Origin of the sequence: Shigella sonnei (genome assembly GCF_002950395.1) — a bacterium.
GTDB lineage: Bacteria > Pseudomonadota > Gammaproteobacteria > Enterobacterales > Enterobacteriaceae > ECMA0423.
The window spans coordinates 856114-878944 of record NZ_CP026802.1 but is presented as its reverse complement, the minus strand read 5'-3'; the positions used below and the strand labels follow the sequence as shown (position 1 = coordinate 878944).

The window sequence follows — 22831 nt, the reverse complement described above, 5'->3', positions numbered from 1 at the left end:
ATCCTCCCCTGTAGGTCGGATAAGCGAAGCGCATCCGACAACTCACCCCGCACCGTGCCCATAAAAAAACCCCGCCGAAGCAGGGTCTATGTGAACTAAAATTCGCTTAGTGACGAGCGCGCACCAGCTGGTACTTACGTGTCAGATACTCCACCGGTACGCTCCAGATGTGTACCAGACGCGAGAACGGGAACAGCAGGAATAACGTCATCCCCAGCACCAGGTGCAGACGGAAGATAAACGCCACACCATCGAGGTGTTGAGAAGCGCCACCGTGGAAGGTCACCACCGACTGCGCCCAGCCAACCAGTTTCATCATCTCGCTACCGTCCATATGCTGAGCGGAGAACGGAATGGTCAACAGGCCCAGCGCGCACTGGATAACGAGCAGCGACAGGATCAGGATATCCGCTCCGGTAGTGGTTGCACGCACGCGTGGGCTGAACAGACGACGCTTCAGCAACAGCACGCCGCCAATCAGACACAGCACGCCGCTGGCACCACCAGCAAACATCGCCATTTTCTGTTTCACTTCAATCGGCAGCCAGGCTTCATACATCCAGTGCGGCGTCAGCATACCGAAGAAGTGACCAACAAAAATCCCCAGAATACCGATATGGAACAGGTTCGACGCCAGGTTCATCCCTTTGCGATCCAGCATCTGGCTGGACGCCGCGCGCCAGGTGTACTGCCCGTAGTCATAACGCAGCCAGCTACCAATCAGGAAGACCGCCCCGGCTATGTACGGGTAGATATCAAAGAAGAACATATTCAGGAATTGCATTAGTGCTGTCCTCCGGTGGTGATATTCAGATATTGCGGCGCGACGGCACCGGCAAAGCGACGCTGATGAGCAGTGATTGCTGAATCACCGCAGCCTTTGTCAGCAAAGAATTTAACCTGCTCTTCTTCCCAGACAGCATCCAGCGCCTGCGGCGTATCATCGCGCGCTTCGTCGGCAATTTTTTCCGCCACTTTGTCGCTGTCGATAGCGGTATTGGCCAATTTCAGCAGCAGATCAAACATCACGGCATAACGGCTTTCACGCTGTTGCAGACGCGCGCTCAGCAATGCCAGAATCGGCGCGATATCTTTCAAACCTTCCACGGCTTCGCTTTGCGGCAGCTGCGACAGGTACTCCAGATACAGCGGCAGATGGTCCGGTAATTCGCGGCTGTTTAACTGCAAGCCGTGCTGCTCGTACTGCGCCAGCAGGTCCACCATCGCCTGGCCGCGGTCACGGGATTCACCGTGAACATGTTCAAATAGCAACAGTGACGTGGCGCGGCCACGGTCGAACAGTTCGCTGTACTGGGCCTGGGCATCGAGCGGATCCATCGCCGTTAAATCGCGCAGGAAAATGCCCAGCGCATGGGCATCTTCTTTCGACAGATTTTTCGACGCAGCAATCGCCTCAAACATCTCTTGTTGATGCTGCCATAAGGCAGCATCCGGATATTCAAGGAGACGCGATACAATCACGAGTTCGATCATGGATGCGGCTCCGTTTTGCTGGTCACATCGATGGCATCAATACGACGGCTGTTGAACAGATTGAATTTGGTATCTGAACCGTGGCAGCCATCACCAAAGGTAAAGCCGCAGCCATTTTTCTCCGGGAAGGCTTCCCGTGCCAGTTCACGATGACTACTCGGCACCACAAAGCGATCTTCGTAGTTAGCAATCGCCAGATAACGGTACATCTCCTGTGCCTGGGCTTCGGTCAGACCGACCTCTTCCAGCGCACGGGTATCAACTTTACCGTCAACGGTTTCAGCACGTTTGTAATGACGCATCGCCAGCATACGTTTCAGTGCGCGCAGTACCGGTTTGGTATCACCGGCGGTCAGCAGATTCGCCAGATACTGTACCGGAATACGCAAGCTTTCGACGTCTGGCAGAATGCCGTTGCTACCCAGCTCACCCGCGTCTGCTGCAGACTGAATCGGAGACAGAGGCGGCACGTACCAGACCATCGGCAGTGTGCGATATTCTGGATGCAGCGGCAGCGCCAGTTTCCATTCCATTGCCATTTTATAAACCGGCGACTGCTGTGCGGCTTCAATAACGCTCAGCGGAATACCGTCTTTAATCGCCTGCTCGATGACTTTCGGATCGTTCGGATCGAGGAACACCTCCAGCTGACGCTGGTAAAGATCTTTCTCGTTCTCGGTGCTGGCTGCACGTTCAATCGCGTCGGCATCGTACAGCAGCACGCCAAGATAACGGATACGACCGACACAGGTTTCTGAGCACACGGTCGGCTGACCCGCTTCAATACGCGGATAGCAGAAGATGCACTTCTCAGACTTACCGCTCTTCCAGTTGAAGTAGATTTTTTTGTACGGGCATCCGGTGATGCACATACGCCAGCCACGGCATTTATCCTGGTCGATCAGGACGATGCCATCTTCTTCACGCTTGTAAATCGCACCGCTCGGGCAGGTCGCCACACATGCCGGGTTCAGGCAGTGTTCGCACAGGCGCGGCAAATACATCATAAAGGTGTTTTCGAACTGGCTATACATCGCCTTCTGGATGTTGTCGAAGTTCTTGTCTTTCGCCAGTTTGTCAAACTCACCACCCAGGTCATCTTCCCAGTTCGGCCCTTTTTCGATTTTCGCCATCCGTTCCCCGGTAATCAGCGAACGCGGACGGGCAATCGGCTGCGATTTGCTGCCTTCCGGCGCGGTATGCAGGTTCTGATAGTCAAAATCGAACGGCTCGTAATAATCGTCGATCCCCGGCAGATGCGGGTTAGCGAAGATTTTACCCAGCAACATGGCACGGTTACCCATGCGCGGCTGCAGTTTGCCGTTGATTTTACGGATCCAGCCGCCTTTGTATTTTTCCTGGTTTTCCCAGTCAGTCGGGAAGCCCTGACCCGGCTTGGTTTCCACGTTGTTGAACCACGCGTATTCCACGCCTTCACGGCTGGTCCAGACGTTTTTACAGGTAACTGAACAGGTGTGGCAGCCGATGCACTTATCGAGATTCAGCACCATGCCGACTTGTGAACGAATTTTCATTTTACGCTCTCCTGTACCTGGTCATTGCCTTCGCCATCTAACCAGTCAATGTTCTTCATCTTACGCACTACAACAAACTCATCGCGGTTAGAACCTACGGTGCCGTAGTAGTTAAAGCCGTATGCCAGATGGGCATAGCCGCCGATCATATGCGTCGGTTTCGGCGTGATACGGGTGACCGAGTTATGGATACCACCACGCTGTTGGGTAATTTCCGAACCAGGCAGGTTAACGATACGTTCCTGCGCGTGGTACATCATGGTCATCCCTGCCGGAACACGCTGGCTGACAACCGCACGGGCAGTCAGAGCACCGTTGCTGTTGAATACTTCAATCCAGTCGTTATCGGCGATACCCAGATCTTTGGCATCGGCTTCACTCAACCAGACCACCGGACCACCGCGACCTAAAGTCAGCATCAGCAGGTTGTCGCTGTAGGTGGAGTGGATACCCCACTTCTGGTGCGGCGTCAGGAAGTTGAGCGCTTTTTCCGGGTTGCCGTTGGATTTCTGGCCTATCACTTCTTTCACCGAACGGGTGTCGATCGGCGGACGATAAACCAGCAGGCTTTCACCGAAATCACGCATCCACTGGTGATCCTGATACAGTTGCTGACGACCAGAGAGCGTACGCCATGGGATCAGCTCGTGAACGTTGGTGTAACCGGCGTTGTAAGAAACGTGTTCATCTTCCAGACCAGACCAGGTCGGGCTGGAGATAATTTTGCGCGGCTGTGCCTGAATATCGAGGAAGCGGATCTTCTCGTCTTCTTTATTCAGCGCCAGATGCGTATGGTCACGACCGGTAAATTCGCTCAGGGCAGCCCAGGCTTTCACGGCTACCTGACCGTTGGTTTCCGGTGCCAGTGTCAGGATCATCTCTGCCGCATCAATTGCGGTGTTCAGCATCGGCTGGCCTTTCGCCGGACCTTCCGCTTTGGTGTAGTTGAGCTTACGCAGCAGATCCATCTCGCTCTGGGTGTTCCAGGCAATCCCTTTACCGCCATTACCGATTTTCTCCATCAACGGGCCAATAGAGGTAAAGCGTTCGTAAGTCGCCGGATAATCGCGCTCTACGACCATAATGTGTGGCGCGGTTTTACCTGGGATCAGGTCGCACTCGCCTTTTTTCCAGTCTTTCACATCCAGCGGCTGCGCCAGTTCAGCGGCAGAGTCATGCTGGATAGGCAGCGTGACGATGTCGGTTTCTTTACCCAGATGGCCGACGCACACTTCGGAGAATTTCTTCGCGATGGCTTTGTAGATTTCCCAGTCGCTTTTCGCTTCCCAGGCCGGATCGACCGCCGCAGACAGCGGGTGAATAAACGGATGCATATCCGAAGTATTCATGTCGTCTTTTTCGTACCAAGTCGCCGTCGGCAAAATGATGTCGGAATAGAGACAGGTGCTCGACAGACGGAAGTCCAGCGTAACCACCAGATCCAGCTTGCCTTCCAGACCATTGTCCTGCCAGTCCACTTCTTCCGGCTTCACGCCGCCCTGTTGCCCCAGATCTTTACCCTGGATACCGTGCTCCGTCCCCAGCAGGTACTTGAGCATAAACTCATGACCTTTACCGGAAGAACCGAGCAGGTTAGAACGCCAGATGAACAGGTTGCGCGGGTGGTTTTTACCGTTTTCTGGTTGTTCTGCCGCAAAACGGATGGAACCCTCTTTCAGGGATTTCACCGTATAGTCCACCGGATTCATCCCGGCTTTTTCCGCTTCGCCAGCGATAGTCAGCGGGTTAGTGCCTAACTGCGGTGCAGACGGCAGCCAGCCCATGCGTTCCGCACGGACGTTAAAGTCGATCAAGTGTCCGGTATAGCGGGATTTGTCCGCCATCGGTGACAGCAACTCTTCCGCCGTGACGGTTTCATAACGCCACTGGCTGGAGTGGTTATAGAAATAAGAAGTGCTGTTCATGTGACGCGCCGGACGCTGCCAGTCAAGGGCAAACGCCAGCGGCTGCCAGCCGGTTTGCGGACGCAGTTTTTCCTGACCTACATAGTGCGCCCAGCCGCCCCCGCTCTGACCGACACAGCCGCAGAAAATCAGCATGTTGATCAGACCACGATAGTTCATATCGAGGTGATACCAGTGGTTCAGCCCCGCACCGACGATAATCATCGAACGACCGTGCGTTTTATCAGCGTTATCGGCAAATTCACGGGCGATGCGAATAATCTGGCTGCGAGAAACGCCGGTAATCTGCTCGGCCCAGGCCGGGGTATAAGCTTTCACATCGTCATAGCTGGTTGCACAGTTAACGTCGTTCAGGCCACGTTCCAGACCGTAGTTTGCCAGCGTCAGATCATAAACGGTGCTCACCAGGGCGGTGCTGCCATCAGCCAGTTGCAGGCGTTTCACCGGCAGTTTGTGCAGCAGCACGTTTTCCAGTTCCACTTTGTTGAAGTGTTCCGTGCCGTCGCCACCAAAGTACGGGAAGCCTACCTCAGCGATCTCATCCTGGCTACCCAGCAGGCTCAGTTGCAGCTCGGTTTCTTCGCCAGTTTTGCCGTCGCGCTGCTCAAGATTCCATTTGCCCTTCTCGCCCCAGCGGAAGCCAATAGAACCGTTCGGCGCAACCATTTCGCCATTGGTATTAAAGGCGACAGTTTTCCATTCCGGATTGTTTTCCTGGCCCAGCGCATCAACCAGATCAGCAGCGCGCAGCATACGACCTGCAGCGTAGTAACCGTCGCGTTCTTCCAGCATCACCAGCATCGGCATGTCGGTGTAGCGACGCACATAGTCGGTGAAATACTGGCTTGGGTTGTCGAGGTGGAATTCACGCAGCATTACGTGGCCCATCGCCAGCGCCATTGCCGCATCGGTGCCCTGTTTCGGTGCCAGCCACAGATCGCACAGTTTGGCGATTTCAGCGTAGTCTGGTGTGACGGCAACAGTTTTGGTGCCTTTGTAACGCACTTCAGTAAAGAAGTGAGCATCCGGGGTACGCGTCTGCGGCACGTTTGAACCCCAGGCGATGATGTAGCTGGAGTTATACCAGTCAGCAGATTCCGGTACGTCAGTTTGCTCGCCCCAGGTTTGCGGAGACGCAGGAGGCAGGTCGCAGTACCAGTCGTAGAAGCTTAAGCAAGTACCGCCAATCAGCGAGAGATAGCGTGCACCCGATGCGTAAGAAACCATCGACATTGCCGGAATTGGCGAGAAACCAGCAACACGGTCCGGGCCGTAGTTTTTGATGGTGTAAACGTTAGATGCGGCGATCAGTTCGTTCACCTCCTGCCAGGAAGAACGAACAAATCCACCGCGTCCACGCGCCTGCTTAAAGCTTTTCGCTTTATCGGCGTCTTCAATGATAGAAGCCCATGCCTCAACCGGATCGCTATGCAGCGCCTTCGCTTCACGCCACATTTTCATCAGGCGTTTGCGCATCATCGGGTATTTCAGGCGGTTGGCACTGTAAAGATACCAGGAGTAGCTGGCACCGCGCGGGCAGCCGCGAGGTTCATGGTTTGGCAGATCCGGACGGGTACGCGGATAGTCAGTCTGCTGGGTTTCCCAGGTGACCAGACCGTTTTTGACGTAGATTTTCCAGCTGCAGGAGCCGGTGCAGTTTACCCCGTGGGTAGAGCGGACGATTTTGTCATGCTGCCAACGCTGGCGATATCCATCCTCCCAGTCACGGTTGGTATTGAGAAGCTGGCCATGCCCATCGGCAAAGGTTTCACCCTTCTGTTTGAAGTAGCGAAACCGGTCCAGGAATTTACTCATCGGTTTTCTCCTGTGGGAGCCTGTCGGCCCTCTGATAAATCGACATTGCTAATGTTTAAGGGCAAGGTAACGCTCTGAAACAGCGTGGGAATTGATAACGATCAAGAGTGATGGGGATGAAAAATAAAGTAAATTCCTAAGATACCCCTTTAGGATAATTAACAGCCACCACATAACAGACTGTAAATTAAGACGTTTTATACCTGTAGTTATTTAAACTATTAAGATTTTTATGCAGATGGGTATTAAGGAGTATTCCCCATGGGTAACATATTAATGGCTCTTAATGAAATCCGGCGAAATAAGCCATATAATATGAGTATGTTGTAACTAAATGACGCATAAAAAAAGCGCGACATCATGCCGCGCAAAGGATAATCAAATATTAAGATTTATTTTTTAGAATGCCGACCATATACCGCCCAGGTAATCACTACGCAGGCGATATAGAAAATCAAAAATACCTTCATTGCGCCGACTGGCGAACCCGTTAATGCCAGCGAGCTACCAAACGCTTTCGGGATAAAGAAGCCACCAATAGCGCCAATCGCAGAGATGAAACCCAGCGCCGCTGCCGTGTCGGTTGCCGCTTCACGCATCGCACGTTCGTCAGAACCCCCTTCTGCTTTCACGCGATCCATTGTCAGTTTACGGAAGATCACTGAAATCATCTGGAAAGTGGAACCACTACCCAGCCCAGCTGTCAGGAACAGCGCCAGGAAGACCGCGAAGAACGCCATGAAGCTTCCGCCCTGCCCGTCAGTCGGTAAGGTCAGGAACAGCAGGCCGCTGAAAATCGCCATCAGAATAAAGTTCACCAGCGTGACACGAGTTCCGCCCAGACGGTCAGATAATGCACCACCTGCAGAACGCGCCAGCGCACCAATAAACGGCCCGAAGAAAGCGTATTGCAGAATCTGAACATCCGGGAACTGCGTTTTTGACAGCATCGCAAAGCCCGCGGAGAAGCCGATAAAGGAGCCGAAGGTTGCCAGATACAGCAGGCTCATAATCCACAGATGACCCCGTTTGAGTACCGGCAACTGCTCCTTGATGGAGGCTTTCGAGGTAGCAAGATCGTTCATGCCAAACCACGCCGCAATGGTGAAGATGGCAAGGAACGGCACCCATATCCAGGACGCATTCGCCAGATACAGCTCAGTCCCATCCGGCTGTTTGACGCCCTGGCTACCAAATACTGCGAAAATCGACAGTGATACCACCAGCGGAGCAACCAACTGCATGACGCTGACGCCCATGTTTCCCAGACCACCATTCAGACCCAGCGCGCCACCCTGCTTCTGTTTCGGAAAGAAGAAGCTGATGTTTGCCATACTGGATGCGAAGTTCGCGCCAGCAAAGCCGCATAGCAGAGAGATGATGATGAAGACGCTATAAGGCGTGGAGGTATCCTGCACGGCAAAACCCAGCCAGACGCAAGGAATAATCAGAATACCGGTGCTGAACGCCGTCCAGCGACGACCACCGAAGATAGGAACCATAAAGGAGTATGGAACACGTAATAACGCGCCAGAAACCGAAGGCAGCGCAGTCAACATAAATAGCTGATCGGTCGTAAAATTAAAACCGACTTTCGGTAAGTTCACCGCAACAGCGCTGAACAACATCCATACGCAAAACGCCAGCAGCAGACAGGGAACGGAAATCCACAGGTTACGGCTGGCAATACGTTGACCGCGTTGTTGCCAGAACGCAGGATCTTCCGGTCGCCAATCTGTAATGACAGCTCCAGTAGCCCTTTCGGGGGCGGATGAGTGACTCATAGACACCTCTGATACTCGTTTCGATGTCTGCCACCTTAGTGTCTGTAGCTAAAGGCAATTTGATGTAAATCAAACGATAAGATAACTTTATCTATCATTGATATTTATCATTACCCATAGTGAGTACAGTGATTTCATAAAAATTATGAGATTTTTCACGGTGCTGTAAAATCCCTACCCTTACCGATGTAAAGCGACTAACCACACGGCAAATAAGGAGTAACTCTTTCCGGGTATGGGTATACTTCAGCCAATAGCCGAGAATACTGCCATTCCAGAATGTATCGTCACATTCATTAAGGTTATTGCTCATTTAAAGCCTGAAGGAAGAGGTTTGCATGCTTAAACGTTGTCTCTCTCCGCTCACCCTGGTTAATCAGGTTGCGCTTATTGTGTTGCTTTCTACTGCTATTGGACTGGCAGGGATGGCGGTTTCTGGCTGGCTGGTGCAAGGCGTTCAGGGCAGCGCCCATGCGATCAACAAAGCGGGATCGCTGCGCATGCAAAGTTACCGTCTGTTGGCGGCAGTGCCATTAAGTGAGAAAGACAAGCCCTTAATTAAAGAGATGGAACAAACGGCATTTAGCGCCGAGTTAACTCGAGCAGCAGAACGAGACGAACAACTGGCGCAATTACAGGGTTTACAAGATTACTGGCGTAATGAACTGATCCCTGCACTGATGCGTGCACAAAACCGCGAAACGGTGTCAGCGGATGTCAGCCAGTTTGTTGCCGGGCTTGATCAGCTGGTATCTGGTTTTGACCGCACCACGGAAATGCGCATTGAGACAGTGGTACTGGTCCATCGGGTAATGGCGGTATTTATGGCACTTTTACTGGTGTTCACTATTATCTGGTTGCGGGCGCGACTGCTACAACCGTGGCGGCAACTGCTGGCAATGGCGAGTGCCGTCAGTCATCGCGATTTTACCCAACGCGCGAACATCAGCGGGCGCAACGAAATGGCGATGCTTGGAACTGCATTGAACAATATGTCTGCAGAACTGGCCGAAAGTTATGCCGTACTTGAGCAGCGGGTTCAGGAGAAAACCGCCGGGCTGGAGCATAAAAATCAGATCCTCTCTTTTTTATGGCAGGCTAACCGCCGTTTGCATTCCCGCGCCCCGCTGTGTGAACGCCTGTCACCTGTACTCAACGGCTTACAGAATTTAACCCTGCTACGTGATATCGAATTGCGGGTGTATGACACTGATGATGAAGAGAATCATCAGGAGTTTACCTGCCAGCCAGATATGACTTGTGATGATAAAGGCTGCCAGCTCTGCCCGCGCGGCGTATTACCCGTTGGTGATCGCGGCACGACCCTGAAGTGGCGGCTGGCTGACTCTCATACGCAGTACGGTATTTTGCTGGCGACCCTGCCGCAGGGGCGTCATCTTAGCCATGATCAACAACAACTGCTGGATACCCTGGTTGAACAACTCACCGCCACGCTGGCGCTGGATCGCCATCAGGAACGTCAGCAACAGTTGATCGTGATGGAAGAGCGTGCCACCATTGCGCGCGAACTGCATGATTCTATTGCCCAATCTCTCTCTTGCATGAAGATGCAGGTGAGTTGTTTACAGATGCAGGGCGATGCGCTGCCAGAAAGCAGCCGCGAACTGTTAAGTCAGATCCGTAACGAACTGAATGCATCCTGGGCGCAGTTGCGTGAATTGCTCACCACATTCCGCTTGCAGCTCACCGAGCCTGGATTACGTCCGGCGCTGGAGGCGAGTTGCGAAGAGTACAGCGCCAAATTTGGCTTCCCGGTGAAGCTGGATTATCAATTGCCGCCTCGCCTGGTGCCTTCGCATCAGGCAATCCACTTGTTGCAAATTGCCCGTGAGGCATTAAGTAACGCCCTCAAACATTCGCAAGCGAGTGAAGTCGTGGTGACGGTGGCGCAAAACGATAATCAGGTCAAACTGACCGTCCAGGATAACGGCTGCGGCGTGCCTGAAAATGCCATCCGCAGCAATCACTACGGCATGATAATAATGCGCGACCGTGCGCAAAGTTTACGAGGCGATTGCCGCGTCCGCCGTCGTGAATCAGGTGGCACCGAAGTGGTGGTCACCTTTATTCCCGAAAAAACTTTCACAGACGTCCAAGGAGATACCCATGAGTAATCAGGAACCGGCTACTATCCTGCTGATTGACGATCACCCGATGCTGCGAACTGGCGTAAAACAGCTTATCAGTATGGCACCAGATATCACCGTGGTTGGCGAAGCGAGTAATGGCGAACAGGGTATTGAACTGGCGGAATCTCTTGATCCCGATCTGATCCTGTTAGATCTCAATATGCCCGGCATGAACGGTCTGGAAACGCTGGATAAACTGCGCGAAAAGTCCCTCTCAGGGCGCATTGTGGTATTCAGCGTCTCTAACCATGAAGAAGATGTGGTCACCGCACTGAAACGCGGCGCGGATGGTTATCTGTTAAAAGATATGGAACCGGAAGATCTGCTGAAAGCATTGCATCAGGCAGCTGCTGGCGAAATGGTATTAAGCGAAGCATTAACGCCTGTTCTGGCCGCCAGCTTGCGCGCTAACCGTGCCACTACTGAGCGCGATGTTAACCAGTTAACCCCACGCGAGCGCGATATTCTCAAGCTGATTGCCCAGGGTTTGCCGAACAAGATGATTGCCCGCCGCCTGGATATCACCGAAAGCACAGTAAAAGTGCACGTCAAGCACATGCTGAAGAAAATGAAGCTCAAGTCTCGCGTGGAAGCAGCGGTATGGGTGCATCAGGAGCGCATTTTCTGATTACGGTTCCCAGCGCAGTTCGTCGTTTGACAATGCATCGAACGGTTCGACAAGCGTTAGCGTGATCTCATTGGAGGAGACACGCTGCCCCTGGTTATCTTCCACCACCACCGACAATCGCCAGTGATTGCTCGCCCCTTCCCCGTTCTGCCAGTCAGGCATGATCAGCGTCCAGCCCTCCGCGCTGTTGGCTTGTGCGCCCGGCGTCAAACTTAATATCTGCGTATCGCCCTGCCAAATCAGTTGCCGAATACCGTAACGACTGCGGATTTGTAATTTCAGCGGCACTGTTTCGCCAGGTTTTAGATCCCACGGCGGTGTCGCCAGAAACACCGTTAACGTTTTTCGCTGTCGGTACTCAAGAGTCGGTAGATTATTTCGCTGCGGATTATCATAGCGACTACCACGTAACGACTGACTTTCGGCAACCTCGCCCGCAGAAAGTTGTTTTTTGAGCGGCACACCAAAGCGGTAATTAAGATTCAGTCCGAGGTTATTTTGATTTTCGCCACTTTCACCCTGTTTATGCTGGGCCGTCACAGTGACTAATGGCACAGGGGTGTAATTTAATCCCAGACTCAACGCGACGGGATTGTGATAACCCGTACCAGAGTTAAACAAATCAACACGCTCACCAAAATACTGTTCTACCCTGACACTGGTATTGAGGTGTTGATAGAACGGCATGCGCATCCGGGCTGTCAGGTCATACCCGCGCGCCATCCGTTGTTCCTGCGTGGCTGTCTGTTCATGCCATGCAGCAAACGGCTGATAAAAGTTTGCCGATAGTCGCAAATATTCGCCCCACGCTTCGGCACCAAAGCCCGCTCGCTGAAGATTTTCGTCCAGCAAGTTGTCATAAAAAGTGTTATAACCCACCAGCCAGTTGCCGCGCGCCCAGCGTTGCCCAACGCCCACATTGCTCACCAACCCATCATCCTGCTGAGTAAGACCAAGCTGGCTCCAGGTGAGATAACGATCATTATCTTGTAACGGCACAAACCAGCTTCCACGACTGCCGGTGAAATGTCCTTCGTTATCCACTTTGACGTCAACACTGGCATTTCCCCACGGTGATAGCCAGGACTCTACGTGCTGATTAACCTGTTGACTAAGCGCGTCGCGGACTTTTCCCAATGCGAAAGCTTTTGCCTGCTCGCCAGTATCCAGCCCGTTATCATTCATACTGGTTTCGCCGAAATCTTTCACAATTTCAGCAAAGTGTTTTTCCCCATCATGGTTTTCGGGAGCCATGCCTAAATCCGGCAGACCATCATTGTTATTATCAAAGGGATTTGCCGCTTTTTGCTCGAAGGTAGATTGTGCGTTAGCTGTACCGCCTGCCGCCAGCAAGAGTAAATAAAACGGGATAATGCGAGGAACGAAACGGCTCAAAACGTCGGTAACTTCCGGTAATAATGAAAAACCATAGCCTTAAAGAATAACGATTACTGGCAACTTTTGTCGTATTTTCTCGCGCTTTCAGGAAAATCCTTAAAAAGGTGACCGATTGGTCAGACGCTGCAGAAGCAGTAAGATAGAAGATGAGTGTCTAATTCCCTGAATACAGGAGTAAATAATGCAAAAAATCGTGATCGTTGCCAATGGCGCACCTTACGGGAGCGAATCCTTGTTTAACAGCTTGCGGCTGGCCATTGCGTTACGAGAGCAGGAGAGCAATCTGGATCTGCGTCTGTTCCTGATGTCTGATGCGGTCACAGCCGGGTTGCGCGGGCAAAAACCAGGGGAAGGCTACAACATTCAGCAAATGCTGGAGATCCTTACCGCTCAGAATGTACCGGTGAAATTGTGCAAAACCTGTACCGACGGGCGCGGGATTAGCACACTTCCTCTTATTGATGGGGTGGAAATCGGTACTCTTGTGGAACTGGCGCAATGGACGCTGTCAGCCGATAAAGTGCTCACATTTTAATGTTTGAGGGGGCGTCTGACGCCCCACTATGAGGGAAGTTTACTCAGGCGAATCCCGGCCGTAACACACCATCCGGATAATTCTCCGCCAGCAGTTTTTTTACCGATACCAGCAAATCATTCAGCCCATCGTCCTGCATTCCCAGTTTGATAAGCTCCTGTTCCAGTGAAAACAGGTATTGTGCGTTGGTTCCCAGCGGACCGCTCGCCGCCGCAATCAACGGCGCGATGACCTGAGCGCGAGTGTCAGATTCATATTCTGGATGTCGCGGGTCCATAATAAACACAATGGCGTTTACTGTGCGTCCATCATCAAGATCAAGCTGACACCAGGTTGGCAGATAACAGCCGGTAATCATCTCGCGCTTCCACAACAGGGTTAGTTCCTGCTCCAGCGTCTCTTCTGGTAGTCGATAGGCGACGCCTGTGGTGCGTCCGCCCTCTTTCAGTGCAAGCATCCGTCCCGGCTGGTGCGCAGTCCCGCGCCCGGCGGTCAGGCGCAGGCAAAACGCGCGATGCCATCCAACCAGTGTACCGGTGCATAATTCGGTAAACTCCAGTGCCGGATTCCACATCAACGATCCATAACCGAAGATCCACACCGGTCCCTCATTAGGTCGACAAGCCAGCGTCGCCGCCAGCGAAGCCGCCCGTTGTTCTGCTGACCATAAGAGTGATTCTTCAATGGCACCAAATGCCGTTTTACAATCGGCATTCATCAAGAAATCACGCGTTATCACCTTACACCTCCGCCACTGCATACTTCCCTGCGACAACTTTTTGGTGTCTTCCGGACATTTTTACCGCTCATTTTGAAACCACTAACGGGACAATATGCAATCCACGGACCACTTGCAAGGCAACACCGCACGAATAGCTTTAACTAAGCTACCGGTTTTACGATTTTTTATGCCATTTATCATCATCCCCTTTGGCATATTCATGCTTCACAGCAGCCCAGGCCACTTTATGCGCGGTTTCTTCGCGACTGGCGTCATCACGCCGATCTTCTTTATCTTTATATTGATCCCATGCGCTGTTGAACGCTTCTTTATAGATATCCTGGGCATGAGACGGTAGAACGTGCTTTACGCTTTCCGGCAGATCGCTTTTCGTTTTATACGGCATCGTTGACTCCTTTTACAAAGTTGAACATTAAGTGTGGTCAACAATATCTACTCTTGCCAAAACATAAGAATTTTCATGTCAGACTGTTCTTAAGAAACGCTAAAACAAACATTGTCTAAACGTAATACTTATTTTTATGCCCCAATGAGTAAAAAATCGACAGCGGGGTAAAAATTCGTAAAATGTTACCGATATCCAGACACTTTCTGTTATTTTTCCTACCTATTTTTTACATTTTCGATAAATTCATCTGCAAAGGGATAACCATAATGTCAAATGCTCAAGAGGCGGTAAAAACCCGCCACAAGGAGACTTCGCTTATTTTCCCGGTTCTGGCGCTGGTAGTGCTGTTCCTGTGGGGAAGCAGCCAGACACTACCAGTGGTCATTGCCATCAATCTTCTTGCGCTTATTGGTATTTTAAGTAGCGCCTTTAGTGTTGTCCGTCATGCGGACGTATTAGCCCATCGCCTGGGAGAACCTTACGGTTCGCTTATTCTTAGCCTTTCAGTGGTTATTCTTGAAGTCAGTTTGATTTCAGCTTTAATGGCAACCGGCGACGCCGCGCCAACGCTAATGCGTGATACGCTCTATTCAATCATTATGATTGTTACCGGTGGGCTGGTTGGCTTTTCATTATTGTTGGGCGGTCGTAAGTTTGCCACCCAATATATGAATCTGTTTGGTATCAAGCAGTATTTAATTGCGCTGTTCCCCCTGGCGATAATCGTACTGGTATTTCCAATGGCTCTGCCTGCGGCGAATTTTTCAACCGGTCAGGCGTTACTGGTAGCATTAATTTCTGCGGCAATGTATGGCGTATTTTTGCTGATCCAGACCAAAACGCATCAAAGTTTGTTTGTCTACGAGCACGAAGATGACAGTGATGACGACGACCCGCACCACGGTAAACCGTCTGCCCATAGCAGCGTGTGGCATGCTATCTGGTTGATTATCCATCTGATTGCCGTTATTGCAGTCACCAAAATGAATGCCAGCCCGCTGGAGACATTGCTCGACAGCATGAATGCCCCTGTCGCCTTTACTGGCTTCCTGGTGGCTCTGTTGATTCTGTCGCCGGAAGGTTTAGGTGCGTTAAAAGCAGTGTTGAACAACCAGGTCCAGCGCGCGATGAATCTGTTCTTTGGTTCAGTGTTAGCAACCATTTCGCTTACCGTACCTGTCGTCACGCTAATTGCCTTTATGACGGGTAACGAATTACAGTTTGCACTTGGTGCGCCAGAAATGGTGGTGATGGTGGCCTCTTTAGTGCTGTGCCATATCTCCTTCTCCACCGGACGTACTAACGTGCTCAATGGCGCAGCGCATCTGGCACTGTTTGCCGCCTATTTGATGACGATATTTGCCTGACAGTTATATCTCCTCCGATGACGGAAATCGGGGAGATAAGATAAATTCCTGCTTATTGTATTTCTTCATACTACCTGGACAGCTCGTTAATCAGAATTGCGAGCCTGTACCACAACCTGCACGAAACCACTGCAACAGCTGTTGAAAAGCCGGAATGTACTCTTTATTGCAAACATTTCAGGGATGAAGTGAAGATGAATTGAGACGTAGTATCCACACCAAGCCGGAATTATCCGGTGAGGCGCAATGTTGCGGGGGCTTTATCCCTGGTGGCATTGGTTGCTGGAAAGAGAAAACCCCCGCACGTTGAGAGGTAAAACCTGACAACAAAACGGGGGCTAATCTTGAAACCAGACACTTCAAGAATAGCCGCCTTGTTGTCATTACAACAAGGCGGCTATATGACGCTCGCGCAGTTTGCCATGACTTTCTGGCACGACCTGGCAGCACCGATCCTGGCGGGGATTATTACCGCAGCGATTGTCAGCTGGTGGCGTAACCGGAAGTAAGGTGAAAACGGGCGTCAGGCTGCCGTGATGGCAATATGCGCCCGAAACCGGCCGCAGGGGTAACAGCCTGCGGCCATTTTTGTCTTTATCTCTTCCACAAGTAAATATTGGCAACCCGAGCTGGAAGCATCATCCAGAGCACTCATGAAACGACTGTAACAGCTGTTGAAAAACCGGAATGCACTCTTCATTGCAAACATTTCAGGGATGAAGTGAAGATGAATTGAGTCGTAGTATCCACACCAAGCCGGCGTTATCCGGTGAGGCGCAATGTTGCGGGGGCTTAATCCCTAGTGGCATTGGTTGCTGGAAAGAGAAAACCCCCGCACGTTGAGAGGTAAAACCTGACAACAGAACGGGGGCTAATCTTGAACCATCAACAATTCAAGAATAGCCGCAAAATGTTGTCATTACAACAAGGCGGCTATATGACGCTCGCGAAGTTTGCCATGATTTTCTGGCACGACCTGGCAGCACCGATCCTGGCGGGGATTATTACCGCAGCGATTGTCGGCTGGTGGCGTAACCGGAAGTAAGGTGAAAACGGGCGTCAGGCTGCCGTGATGGCAATATGCGCCCGAAACCGGCCGCAGGGGTAACAGCCTGCGGCCATTTTTGTCTTTATCTCCTCCACAAGTAAATATTGGCAACCCGAGCTGGAAGCATCATCCAGAGCACTCATGAAACGACTGTAACAGCTGTTGAAAAACCGGAATGCACTCTTCATTGCAAACATTTCAGGGATGAAGTGAAGATGAATTGAGACGTAGTATCCACATCAAGCCGGCGTTATCCGGTGAGGCGCAATGTTGCGGGGGCTTTATCCCTGGTGGCATTGGTTGCTGGAAAGAGAAAACCCCCGCACGTTGAGAGGTTTAACCTGACAACAGAACGGGGGCTAATCTTGAACCAGAACAATTCAAGAATAGCCGCAAAATGTTGTCATTACAACAAGGCGGCTATATGACGCTCGCGCAGTTTGCCATGATTTTCTGGCACGACCTGGCAGCACCGATCCTGGCGGGAATTATTACCGCAGCGATTGTCGGCTGGTGGCGTAACCGGAAGTAAGGTGAAAACGGGCGTCAGGCTGCCGTGATGGCAATATGCGCCCGAAACCGGCCGCAGGGGTAACAGCCTGCGGCCTTTTTTGTATCTGGCACCCATGAAAAAAGTCTTAACGCAGAACGCTAAGACTTTATTTTTCAAGCAAAAAAGATTACTTGCTGGTATCCAGTTCTTCGAAACCTTTCACCAGATCATCAATCGCTTTCATCTGCTTGAGGAACGGTTCCAGTTTAGCCAGCGGCAGCGCGGATGGACCATCACATTTCGCATGTTCCGGATCCGGATGCGCTTCAATAAACAGCCCCGCCAGACCTACCGCCATACCGGCTCGTGCCAGCTCAGCCACCTGAGCACGACGACCACCGGAAGCTGCGCCAAACGGATCGCGGCATTGCAGTGCGTGGGTCACGTCGAAAATCACCGGCGAGTTACCAGACACTTTCTTCATAATGCTGAAGCCCAGCATATCGACAACCAGGTTGTCATAGCCGAAGTTAGCACCGCGATCGCAAAGAATCACTTTTTCGTTGCCGCCTTCTTTGAATTTATCAACGATATTACCCATCTGTCCCGGGCTGACAAACTGTGGTTTCTTGACGTTAATTACCGCACCGGTTTTCGCCATGGCTTCAACCAGGTCAGTCTGGCGAGCAAGAAACGCCGGCAACTGAATCACATCCACGACATCAGCAACGGGCTGTGCCTGACTTGGTTCGTGAACGTCGGTGATAATTTTCACGCCAAAAGTCTGCTTCAACTCCTGGAAGATTTTCATCCCTTCTTCCAGGCCCGGTCCACGATAAGAGTGGATGGAGGAGCGGTTGGCTTTGTCAAAAGAGGCTTTGAACACGTAAGGGATACCCAGTTTCTGGGTCACGGTTACGTAGTGCTCGCAAATGCGCATCGCCAGATCGCGAGATTCCAGCACGTTCATACCACCAAACAGTACGAACGACAGGTCATTTGCTACGTTGATGTCGCCAATGCTAACCACTTTTTGTTTCATAGGATCGCCTTAATCTTGAGTAAAATGTCGATTAATTAATGCAGCACAATATGTTTATGCGCGATGTTATTTATTTGCGCACGGATCATTTCGCTGATCGGGTCTTCCGGACACTGTTCAACGAAATAACTTAAATCGTTCAACGCAACGTGTTCGCAATCCAGTTGCGCATAAATCAACCCGCGATCGCGAATTTCATAGGGATCTTCCGGGTTGAATTGTAATAAAGCTTCGCTGGTGCGTAACGCCAGCTCCATCTGATTTTCTTCCATCAACGAGGCTTTGAGTGTATCCAACAATTTGCGGATTACCTCAATGTTATCAGCTTCATCAAGGTCTTCATAAAACAGTTCCGCCGACGGGCTGATATTTCCCTTTAACCATACGTCCAGCATATGTTCGCTTAACGATTCACCGTTAAAAGGATTAATCAGCCAAATTTCGCCATCCGGACATTCAATGCGCAATATCAGCTGCGTAGGGAAAATCACCGGCAGCAGCGGCAAATCGAGACGATTCGCGACCCATAATAAAACCGCACCTAATGATACCGCACTGCCCTGTCGATTCTTTAACACCTGGTCCAGCCATAATGCATCGGAAAGACGATAAACGCCGCGTGAGGCTTTAAATCCCCAGTCGCCGTAAAACAGCGCGATCAGTTTTTCCAGCTGCTCTTCTAAAGGCAGAAGCTGGCTGATTTCTTCCTTCGCCAGACTAACGAGACGCTCCAGTTCGTCGTAAACATCTTGCGAGGGAAAATCGCGGCGGATTGCTTCGCAAGCCAGGATCATGCCTTCGCACAATGGCGCTTTATTAAATTCGAAATCAGCTAACGATCTCATGACTTACCCCAGTAACGGTACTTTTGTGGTGGCGAGTTTAATGATGATGTACAGCACCACCAACGCCAGCGGGAAGGCAATAATGCGCGCCTGCTGACTGTGCATACGACGATAATCGAGTGCAATAAAACCCAAAACGATATAAATGATAACTCCAAACAGCTTTTCAGTCAGCCACTGTGCCTGCCCGGAAAATGGCAGGATGTGCGCTTTAGCCATCAACGCAATGCCGCTTAACAATAACACCGTATCGACAACCGGCGGCACAATGCGCGTCCAGCGAGCAAATGCCTGTGGATGCTTCTGATAACGTAGCCAGAAACGTAAGGTTAATAGCCCAACAGAAAGCGCGATACTAATAAGATGAACACTAAGCAGTGTAGAAAAACTTGTCATTGATAATAGCGGCCGAGCGTTACGCGCTCGTTATCACCATAGTCACGGCAGGTTTCGACGTCATGATACCCCGCGAGGATAAATGCTTGTCGCACCGCTTCGCCCTGCTGCCAGCCATGTTCCAGAAGCAGAAAGCCGCCGGATACCAGCGCGTTACGCGACTGTTCGATGATATGCACGATGTCTGCCATTCCACTGTCTGCCGCAACCAGCGCAGTGAGCGGCTCAAAGCGGACATCGCCTTGTTGAAGATGTGGGTCCTGCTCGTCAATATACGGCGGATTGCTGACAATCATCGCAAACTGCTGCCCGGCTAGCGCGCTAAACCAGTCGCTTTGCAGAATGTGGATATTTTTGATCGCCAGATGCTGGGCATTACGTTGTGCCAGGGAGACAGCATCAGGCATACGATCTACAGCGATAATTTCGCAGTCCGGGCGCTCGCTAGCCAGCGCAAGCGCAATCGCCCCGGTACCCGTCCCGAGATCGAGAATACGGCAAGGTTGTTCAGGCAACCGCGCCAGTGCCTGCTCCACCAGACACTCCGTATCCGGGCGCGGAATTAAGGTCGCTGGCGAAACAAATAACGGCAACGACCAGAATTCTCGCACCCCGGTTAAATGAGCAATGGGTTCACCATCGCGACGACGTGTCAGTAGCGCATCAAGTTGCTGACATTGTTCGTCAGTCAGCTGCGTTTCACCAAAGGCCAGAATAAAAGTCCGCCCCCTGCCAGTGACATACTCCAATAAGATTTCAGCGTCACGGCGTGGGCTTTCGCTCGCCTGAAGTTGGCTTATTGCTTCACGTAACCAGTATTGATATTCCATTATTCCTGCTCGGACAACGCCGCCAGTTGGTCGGCCTGATGTTCCTGGATAATCGGTTCAATCAGCATATCCAGCTTACCTTCCATCACTTCATCCAGACGGTAGAGCGTCAGGTTGATGCGGTGATCGGTAACGCGCCCCTGCGGGAAGTTGTAAGTACGGTTACGGTCGCTGCGATCGCCACTCCCCAGCAGGTTACGACGGGTAGACGCTTCGGCCTGTTGCCGTTTTGCCATTTCTGCAGCGTGGATACGAGCACCAAGTACAGAAAGTGCTTTAGCTTTGTTTTTATGTTGTGAACGTTCGTCCTGACATTCAACAACAATCCCGGTCGGCAAGTGAGTAATACGAATTGCCGAATCGGTGGTGTTAACGTGCTGACCACCCGCCCCTGACGAGCGGAAAGTATCAATGCGTAAATCTGCTGGGTTGATGTCCGGCAGTTCTGCGTCAGGCAGTTCTGGCATTACCGCAACGGTACAAGCAGAAGTATGAATACGACCCTGCGATTCCGTAGCAGGAACACGCTGCACGCGATGACCGCCGGATTCAAATTTCAGACGACCATACACACCATCACCGCTAATTTTGGCGATGATCTCTTTATAACCACCATGTTCACCCTCGCTGGCGCTCATGATTTCTACCCGCCAGCGGCGGGCTTCGGCATAACGGCTGTACATACGGAACAGATCGCCCGCGAACAGCGCCGCTTCGTCGCCGCCGGTTCCGGCTCGGACTTCGAGGAAGGCGTTACGTTCGTCATCAGGATCTTTTGGCAGTAACAGAACCTGTAATTGCTGTTCCAGTTGCTCGCTTTTTTCTTTAGCTTCGCGCAGTTCATCCTGCGCCATCTCACGCATTTCAGGATCATCGAGCATCATCTGTGCGGTTTCGATATCTTCCTGAACCTGTTGCCAGTCGGTAAAACAGCGCGAAACATCACTTAACTGCGCATATTCGCGTGATAATGCGCGAAAACGTTCCTGGTCGGCGATAGTTTGCGCGTCACCCAGCAACGCCTGAACTTCTTCATGGCGTTCATGCAGGGCTTCCAGTTTGGCAACGATAGAAGGCTTCATAGGCGTAAATGCACCCTGTAAAAAAAGAAAATGATGTACTGCTACTCCAGCCCGAGGCTGTCGCGCAGAATATTCAGGCGTTCGTTATCCCCGTCACGGGCGGCCTGTTGAAGTGATTTCGTTGGCGCATGGATCAAGCGGTTAGTCAGTTTCCATGCCAGATCCTGCATAATGGCTTGCGCGTCGCCGCCCTGCTCAAGGGCCGCTAACGCTTTGGCGGTTAACTCATCGCGAACGTGCTCTGCCTGGCTGCGATACTCGCGAATGGTTTCGCTGGCGCTTTGTGCTCGCAGCCACGCCATAAATTCGCTGGTTTCCTGAGCGACAATAGTTTCCGCCTCAACCGCTGCGGCTTTACGCTGCGCCAGGTTGTGCGAAATGATGCTTTGCAGATCGTCCACACTATAAAGATAAGCATTCGCCAGTTTGCCAACTTCCGGCTCAACATCGCGCGGAACGGCAATATCCACCAACAGCATTGGTTGGTTACGACGACTTTTTAATGCGCGCTCCACCATGCCTTTCCCGATAATCGGTAACGGGCTGGCGGTGGAACTGATGATGATATCGGCTTCGCGCAGACGTTCGTCGATCTCACTCAGGGCAATCACTTCCGCGCCAACTTCATCTGCCAGAATTTGGGCACGTTCGCGAGTGCGGTTGGCGATAATCATCTTCTGTACTTTATGTTCGCGCAGATGACGCGCTACCAGCTCGATGGTTTCGCCCGCGCCTACCAGCAACACTGTGACCGTAGAGAGCGATTCAAAGATCTGCCGCGCCAGCGTACAAGCCGCAAAAGCGACAGACACAGCACTGGCACCGATATCTGTTTCAGTGCGAACGCGTTTCGCTACAGAGAAAGATTTCTGGAACATGCGTTCCAGTTCGCTGGCCTTCATATGACCTTTTTGCGAATCGGCAAACGCTTTTTTAACCTGACCGAGGATCTGCGGCTCCCCAAGAACCAGTGAATCCAGGCCGCTGGCAACACGCATTAAATGGCTAACCGCGTCGTTATCCTGATGCCAGTAGAGGCTTTTACGCAGATCTTCTTCATTAAGATTGTGATAATCGCAAAGCCAGCGGATTAACGCCTCTTGCAGGTTATCCTGCTCTTCAACGCTAAGATAAAGTTCCGTGCGGTTGCACGTCGACAGCACCACGCCGCCCTGCACCATCGGCTGCGCAAGCAGGCTGTCAAGCGCCTGATCGAGCTTATCCGGCGAAAACGATACACGTTCTCGCAGCGATACAGGTGCCGTTTTATGGTTGATACCGAGTGCTAAAAGGGTCATGTCTGCGGGAAATAATACCAACGTTGATATGGTTAG

21 protein-coding genes are annotated in these 22831 nt (G+C 51.7%); 7 read left to right on the top strand and 14 right to left on the bottom strand.

The genetic code is table 11. The annotated features are described in order from the left end of the window. Positions 1 to 106 precede the first annotated feature (106 nt). The 5 genes from narI to narK form a co-directional block, all read right to left on the bottom strand. Positions 107 to 784 (bottom strand): respiratory nitrate reductase subunit gamma, encoded by a 678-nt coding sequence (gene narI, locus C1P89_RS04570; protein ID WP_001160110.1) that lies wholly within the window; start codon positions 782 to 784, stop codon positions 107 to 109. Next, the gene (narJ, locus tag C1P89_RS04565; RefSeq protein WP_000571699.1) at positions 784 to 1494 is read right to left on the bottom strand and encodes a nitrate reductase molybdenum cofactor assembly chaperone; all 711 of its coding nucleotides are present in this window, start codon (positions 1492 to 1494) and stop codon (positions 784 to 786) included. Before narJ ends, narI begins: the two co-directional genes overlap by 1 nt. Next, the gene (gene narH / locus C1P89_RS04560; RefSeq protein WP_000702660.1) at positions 1491 to 3029 is read right to left on the bottom strand and encodes a nitrate reductase subunit beta; all 1539 of its coding nucleotides are present in this window, start codon (positions 3027 to 3029) and stop codon (positions 1491 to 1493) included. Before narH ends, narJ begins: the two co-directional genes overlap by 4 nt. Beyond that, complete coding sequence (locus tag C1P89_RS04555; protein ID WP_000032911.1) at positions 3026 to 6769, bottom strand: nitrate reductase subunit alpha; 3744 nt, start codon at positions 6767 to 6769, stop codon at positions 3026 to 3028. Before C1P89_RS04555 ends, narH begins: the two co-directional genes overlap by 4 nt. A gap of 392 nt (positions 6770 to 7161) precedes the next feature. Next, a complete protein-coding gene (narK, locus tag C1P89_RS04550) occupies positions 7162 to 8553 on the bottom strand; it encodes a nitrate transporter NarK (protein ID WP_000019827.1) in 1392 nt (463 codons plus the stop codon). A 338-nt stretch (positions 8554 to 8891) separates the two neighbouring features. On the opposite strand from narK, the gene narX reads away from it, so the two are divergent. Together narX and narL are read left to right on the top strand one after the other, a co-directional pair. Continuing rightward, positions 8892 to 10688 carry a nitrate/nitrite two-component system sensor histidine kinase NarX gene (gene narX / locus C1P89_RS04545; RefSeq protein WP_000918031.1) on the top strand — a complete coding sequence of 599 codons (1797 nt, stop codon included), beginning with the start codon at positions 8892 to 8894 and terminating at the stop codon, positions 10686 to 10688. Continuing rightward, positions 10681 to 11331: a two-component system response regulator NarL gene (narL, locus tag C1P89_RS04540; RefSeq protein WP_000070491.1), complete on the top strand. Its 651-nt coding sequence runs from the start codon at positions 10681 to 10683 to the stop codon at positions 11329 to 11331. Before narX ends, narL begins: the two co-directional genes overlap by 8 nt. Here narL and ychO read toward each other — a convergent pair whose 3' ends face one another. Further along, on the bottom strand, positions 11332 to 12726 hold the full coding sequence (ychO, locus tag C1P89_RS04535) for an inverse autotransporter invasin YchO (RefSeq protein WP_000086191.1): 1395 nt from the start codon (positions 12724 to 12726) through the stop codon (positions 11332 to 11334). It lies immediately after the preceding gene. 184 nt (positions 12727 to 12910) lie between these two features. Here ychO and ychN point away from each other — a divergent pair, with 184 nt between their 5' ends. Next, a complete protein-coding gene (gene ychN / locus C1P89_RS04530; protein ID WP_001169669.1) occupies positions 12911 to 13264 on the top strand; it encodes a DsrE/F sulfur relay family protein YchN in 354 nt (117 codons plus the stop codon). 43 nt (positions 13265 to 13307) lie between these two features. On the opposite strand, the gene chaC is transcribed toward ychN, so the two are convergent. Both chaC and chaB read right to left on the bottom strand, forming a co-directional pair. Then, the gene (gene chaC / locus C1P89_RS04525; protein WP_005142851.1) at positions 13308 to 14003 is read right to left on the bottom strand and encodes a glutathione-specific gamma-glutamylcyclotransferase; all 696 of its coding nucleotides are present in this window, start codon (positions 14001 to 14003) and stop codon (positions 13308 to 13310) included. 157 nt (positions 14004 to 14160) lie between these two features. Next, on the bottom strand, positions 14161 to 14391 hold the full coding sequence (chaB, locus tag C1P89_RS04520; protein ID WP_001146444.1) for a putative cation transport regulator ChaB: 231 nt from the start codon (positions 14389 to 14391) through the stop codon (positions 14161 to 14163). A 269-nt stretch (positions 14392 to 14660) separates the two neighbouring features. On the opposite strand from chaB, the gene chaA reads away from it, so the two are divergent. The 4 genes from chaA to C1P89_RS04485 all read left to right on the top strand — a co-directional run bounded on the left by chaA (position 14661) and on the right by C1P89_RS04485 (position 17341). Further along, positions 14661 to 15761 carry a sodium-potassium/proton antiporter ChaA gene (gene chaA / locus C1P89_RS04515; RefSeq protein WP_001295620.1) on the top strand — a complete coding sequence of 367 codons (1101 nt, stop codon included), beginning with the start codon at positions 14661 to 14663 and terminating at the stop codon, positions 15759 to 15761. Positions 15762 to 16162: 401 nt separating this feature from the next. Continuing rightward, positions 16163 to 16270 carry a type I toxin-antitoxin system toxin Ldr family protein gene (locus C1P89_RS04505; protein ID WP_000170965.1) on the top strand — a complete coding sequence of 36 codons (108 nt, stop codon included), beginning with the start codon at positions 16163 to 16165 and terminating at the stop codon, positions 16268 to 16270. Positions 16271 to 16698: 428 nt separating this feature from the next. Further along, positions 16699 to 16806, top strand: a complete 108-nt coding sequence (locus C1P89_RS04495; protein WP_000170926.1) for a type I toxin-antitoxin system toxin Ldr family protein — start codon at positions 16699 to 16701, stop codon at positions 16804 to 16806. A 427-nt stretch (positions 16807 to 17233) separates the two neighbouring features. After that, a complete protein-coding gene (locus C1P89_RS04485; protein WP_000170954.1) occupies positions 17234 to 17341 on the top strand; it encodes a type I toxin-antitoxin system toxin Ldr family protein in 108 nt (35 codons plus the stop codon). Between the two features lie 148 nt (positions 17342 to 17489). Here C1P89_RS04485 and kdsA read toward each other — a convergent pair whose 3' ends face one another. The 6 genes from kdsA to hemA are packed head-to-tail and all read right to left on the bottom strand — an operon-like array spanning position 17490 to position 22795. Beyond that, on the bottom strand, positions 17490 to 18344 hold the full coding sequence (gene kdsA, locus C1P89_RS04480; RefSeq protein WP_000811074.1) for a 3-deoxy-8-phosphooctulonate synthase: 855 nt from the start codon (positions 18342 to 18344) through the stop codon (positions 17490 to 17492). A gap of 35 nt (positions 18345 to 18379) precedes the next feature. Then, entirely contained in the window at positions 18380 to 19189 is an 810-nt protein-coding gene (gene sirB1 / locus C1P89_RS04475) for an invasion regulator SirB1 (protein ID WP_001257044.1), read from the bottom strand. 3 nt (positions 19190 to 19192) lie between these two features. Continuing rightward, positions 19193 to 19585, bottom strand: a complete 393-nt coding sequence (sirB2, locus tag C1P89_RS04470; protein ID WP_000200378.1) for an invasion regulator SirB2 — start codon at positions 19583 to 19585, stop codon at positions 19193 to 19195. Further along, the gene (gene prmC / locus C1P89_RS04465; RefSeq protein ID WP_000456571.1) at positions 19582 to 20415 is read right to left on the bottom strand and encodes a peptide chain release factor N(5)-glutamine methyltransferase; all 834 of its coding nucleotides are present in this window, start codon (positions 20413 to 20415) and stop codon (positions 19582 to 19584) included. The genes sirB2 and prmC overlap by 4 nt, the downstream gene beginning before the upstream one ends. Beyond that, positions 20415 to 21497 (bottom strand): peptide chain release factor 1, encoded by a 1083-nt coding sequence (gene prfA / locus C1P89_RS04460; protein ID WP_000804726.1) that lies wholly within the window; start codon positions 21495 to 21497, stop codon positions 20415 to 20417. The genes prmC and prfA overlap by 1 nt, the downstream gene beginning before the upstream one ends. A 41-nt stretch (positions 21498 to 21538) precedes the next feature. After that, positions 21539 to 22795, bottom strand: a complete 1257-nt coding sequence (gene hemA, locus C1P89_RS04455) for a glutamyl-tRNA reductase (protein ID WP_000173200.1) — start codon at positions 22793 to 22795, stop codon at positions 21539 to 21541. Between the last annotated feature and the right edge of the window lie 36 nt (positions 22796 to 22831).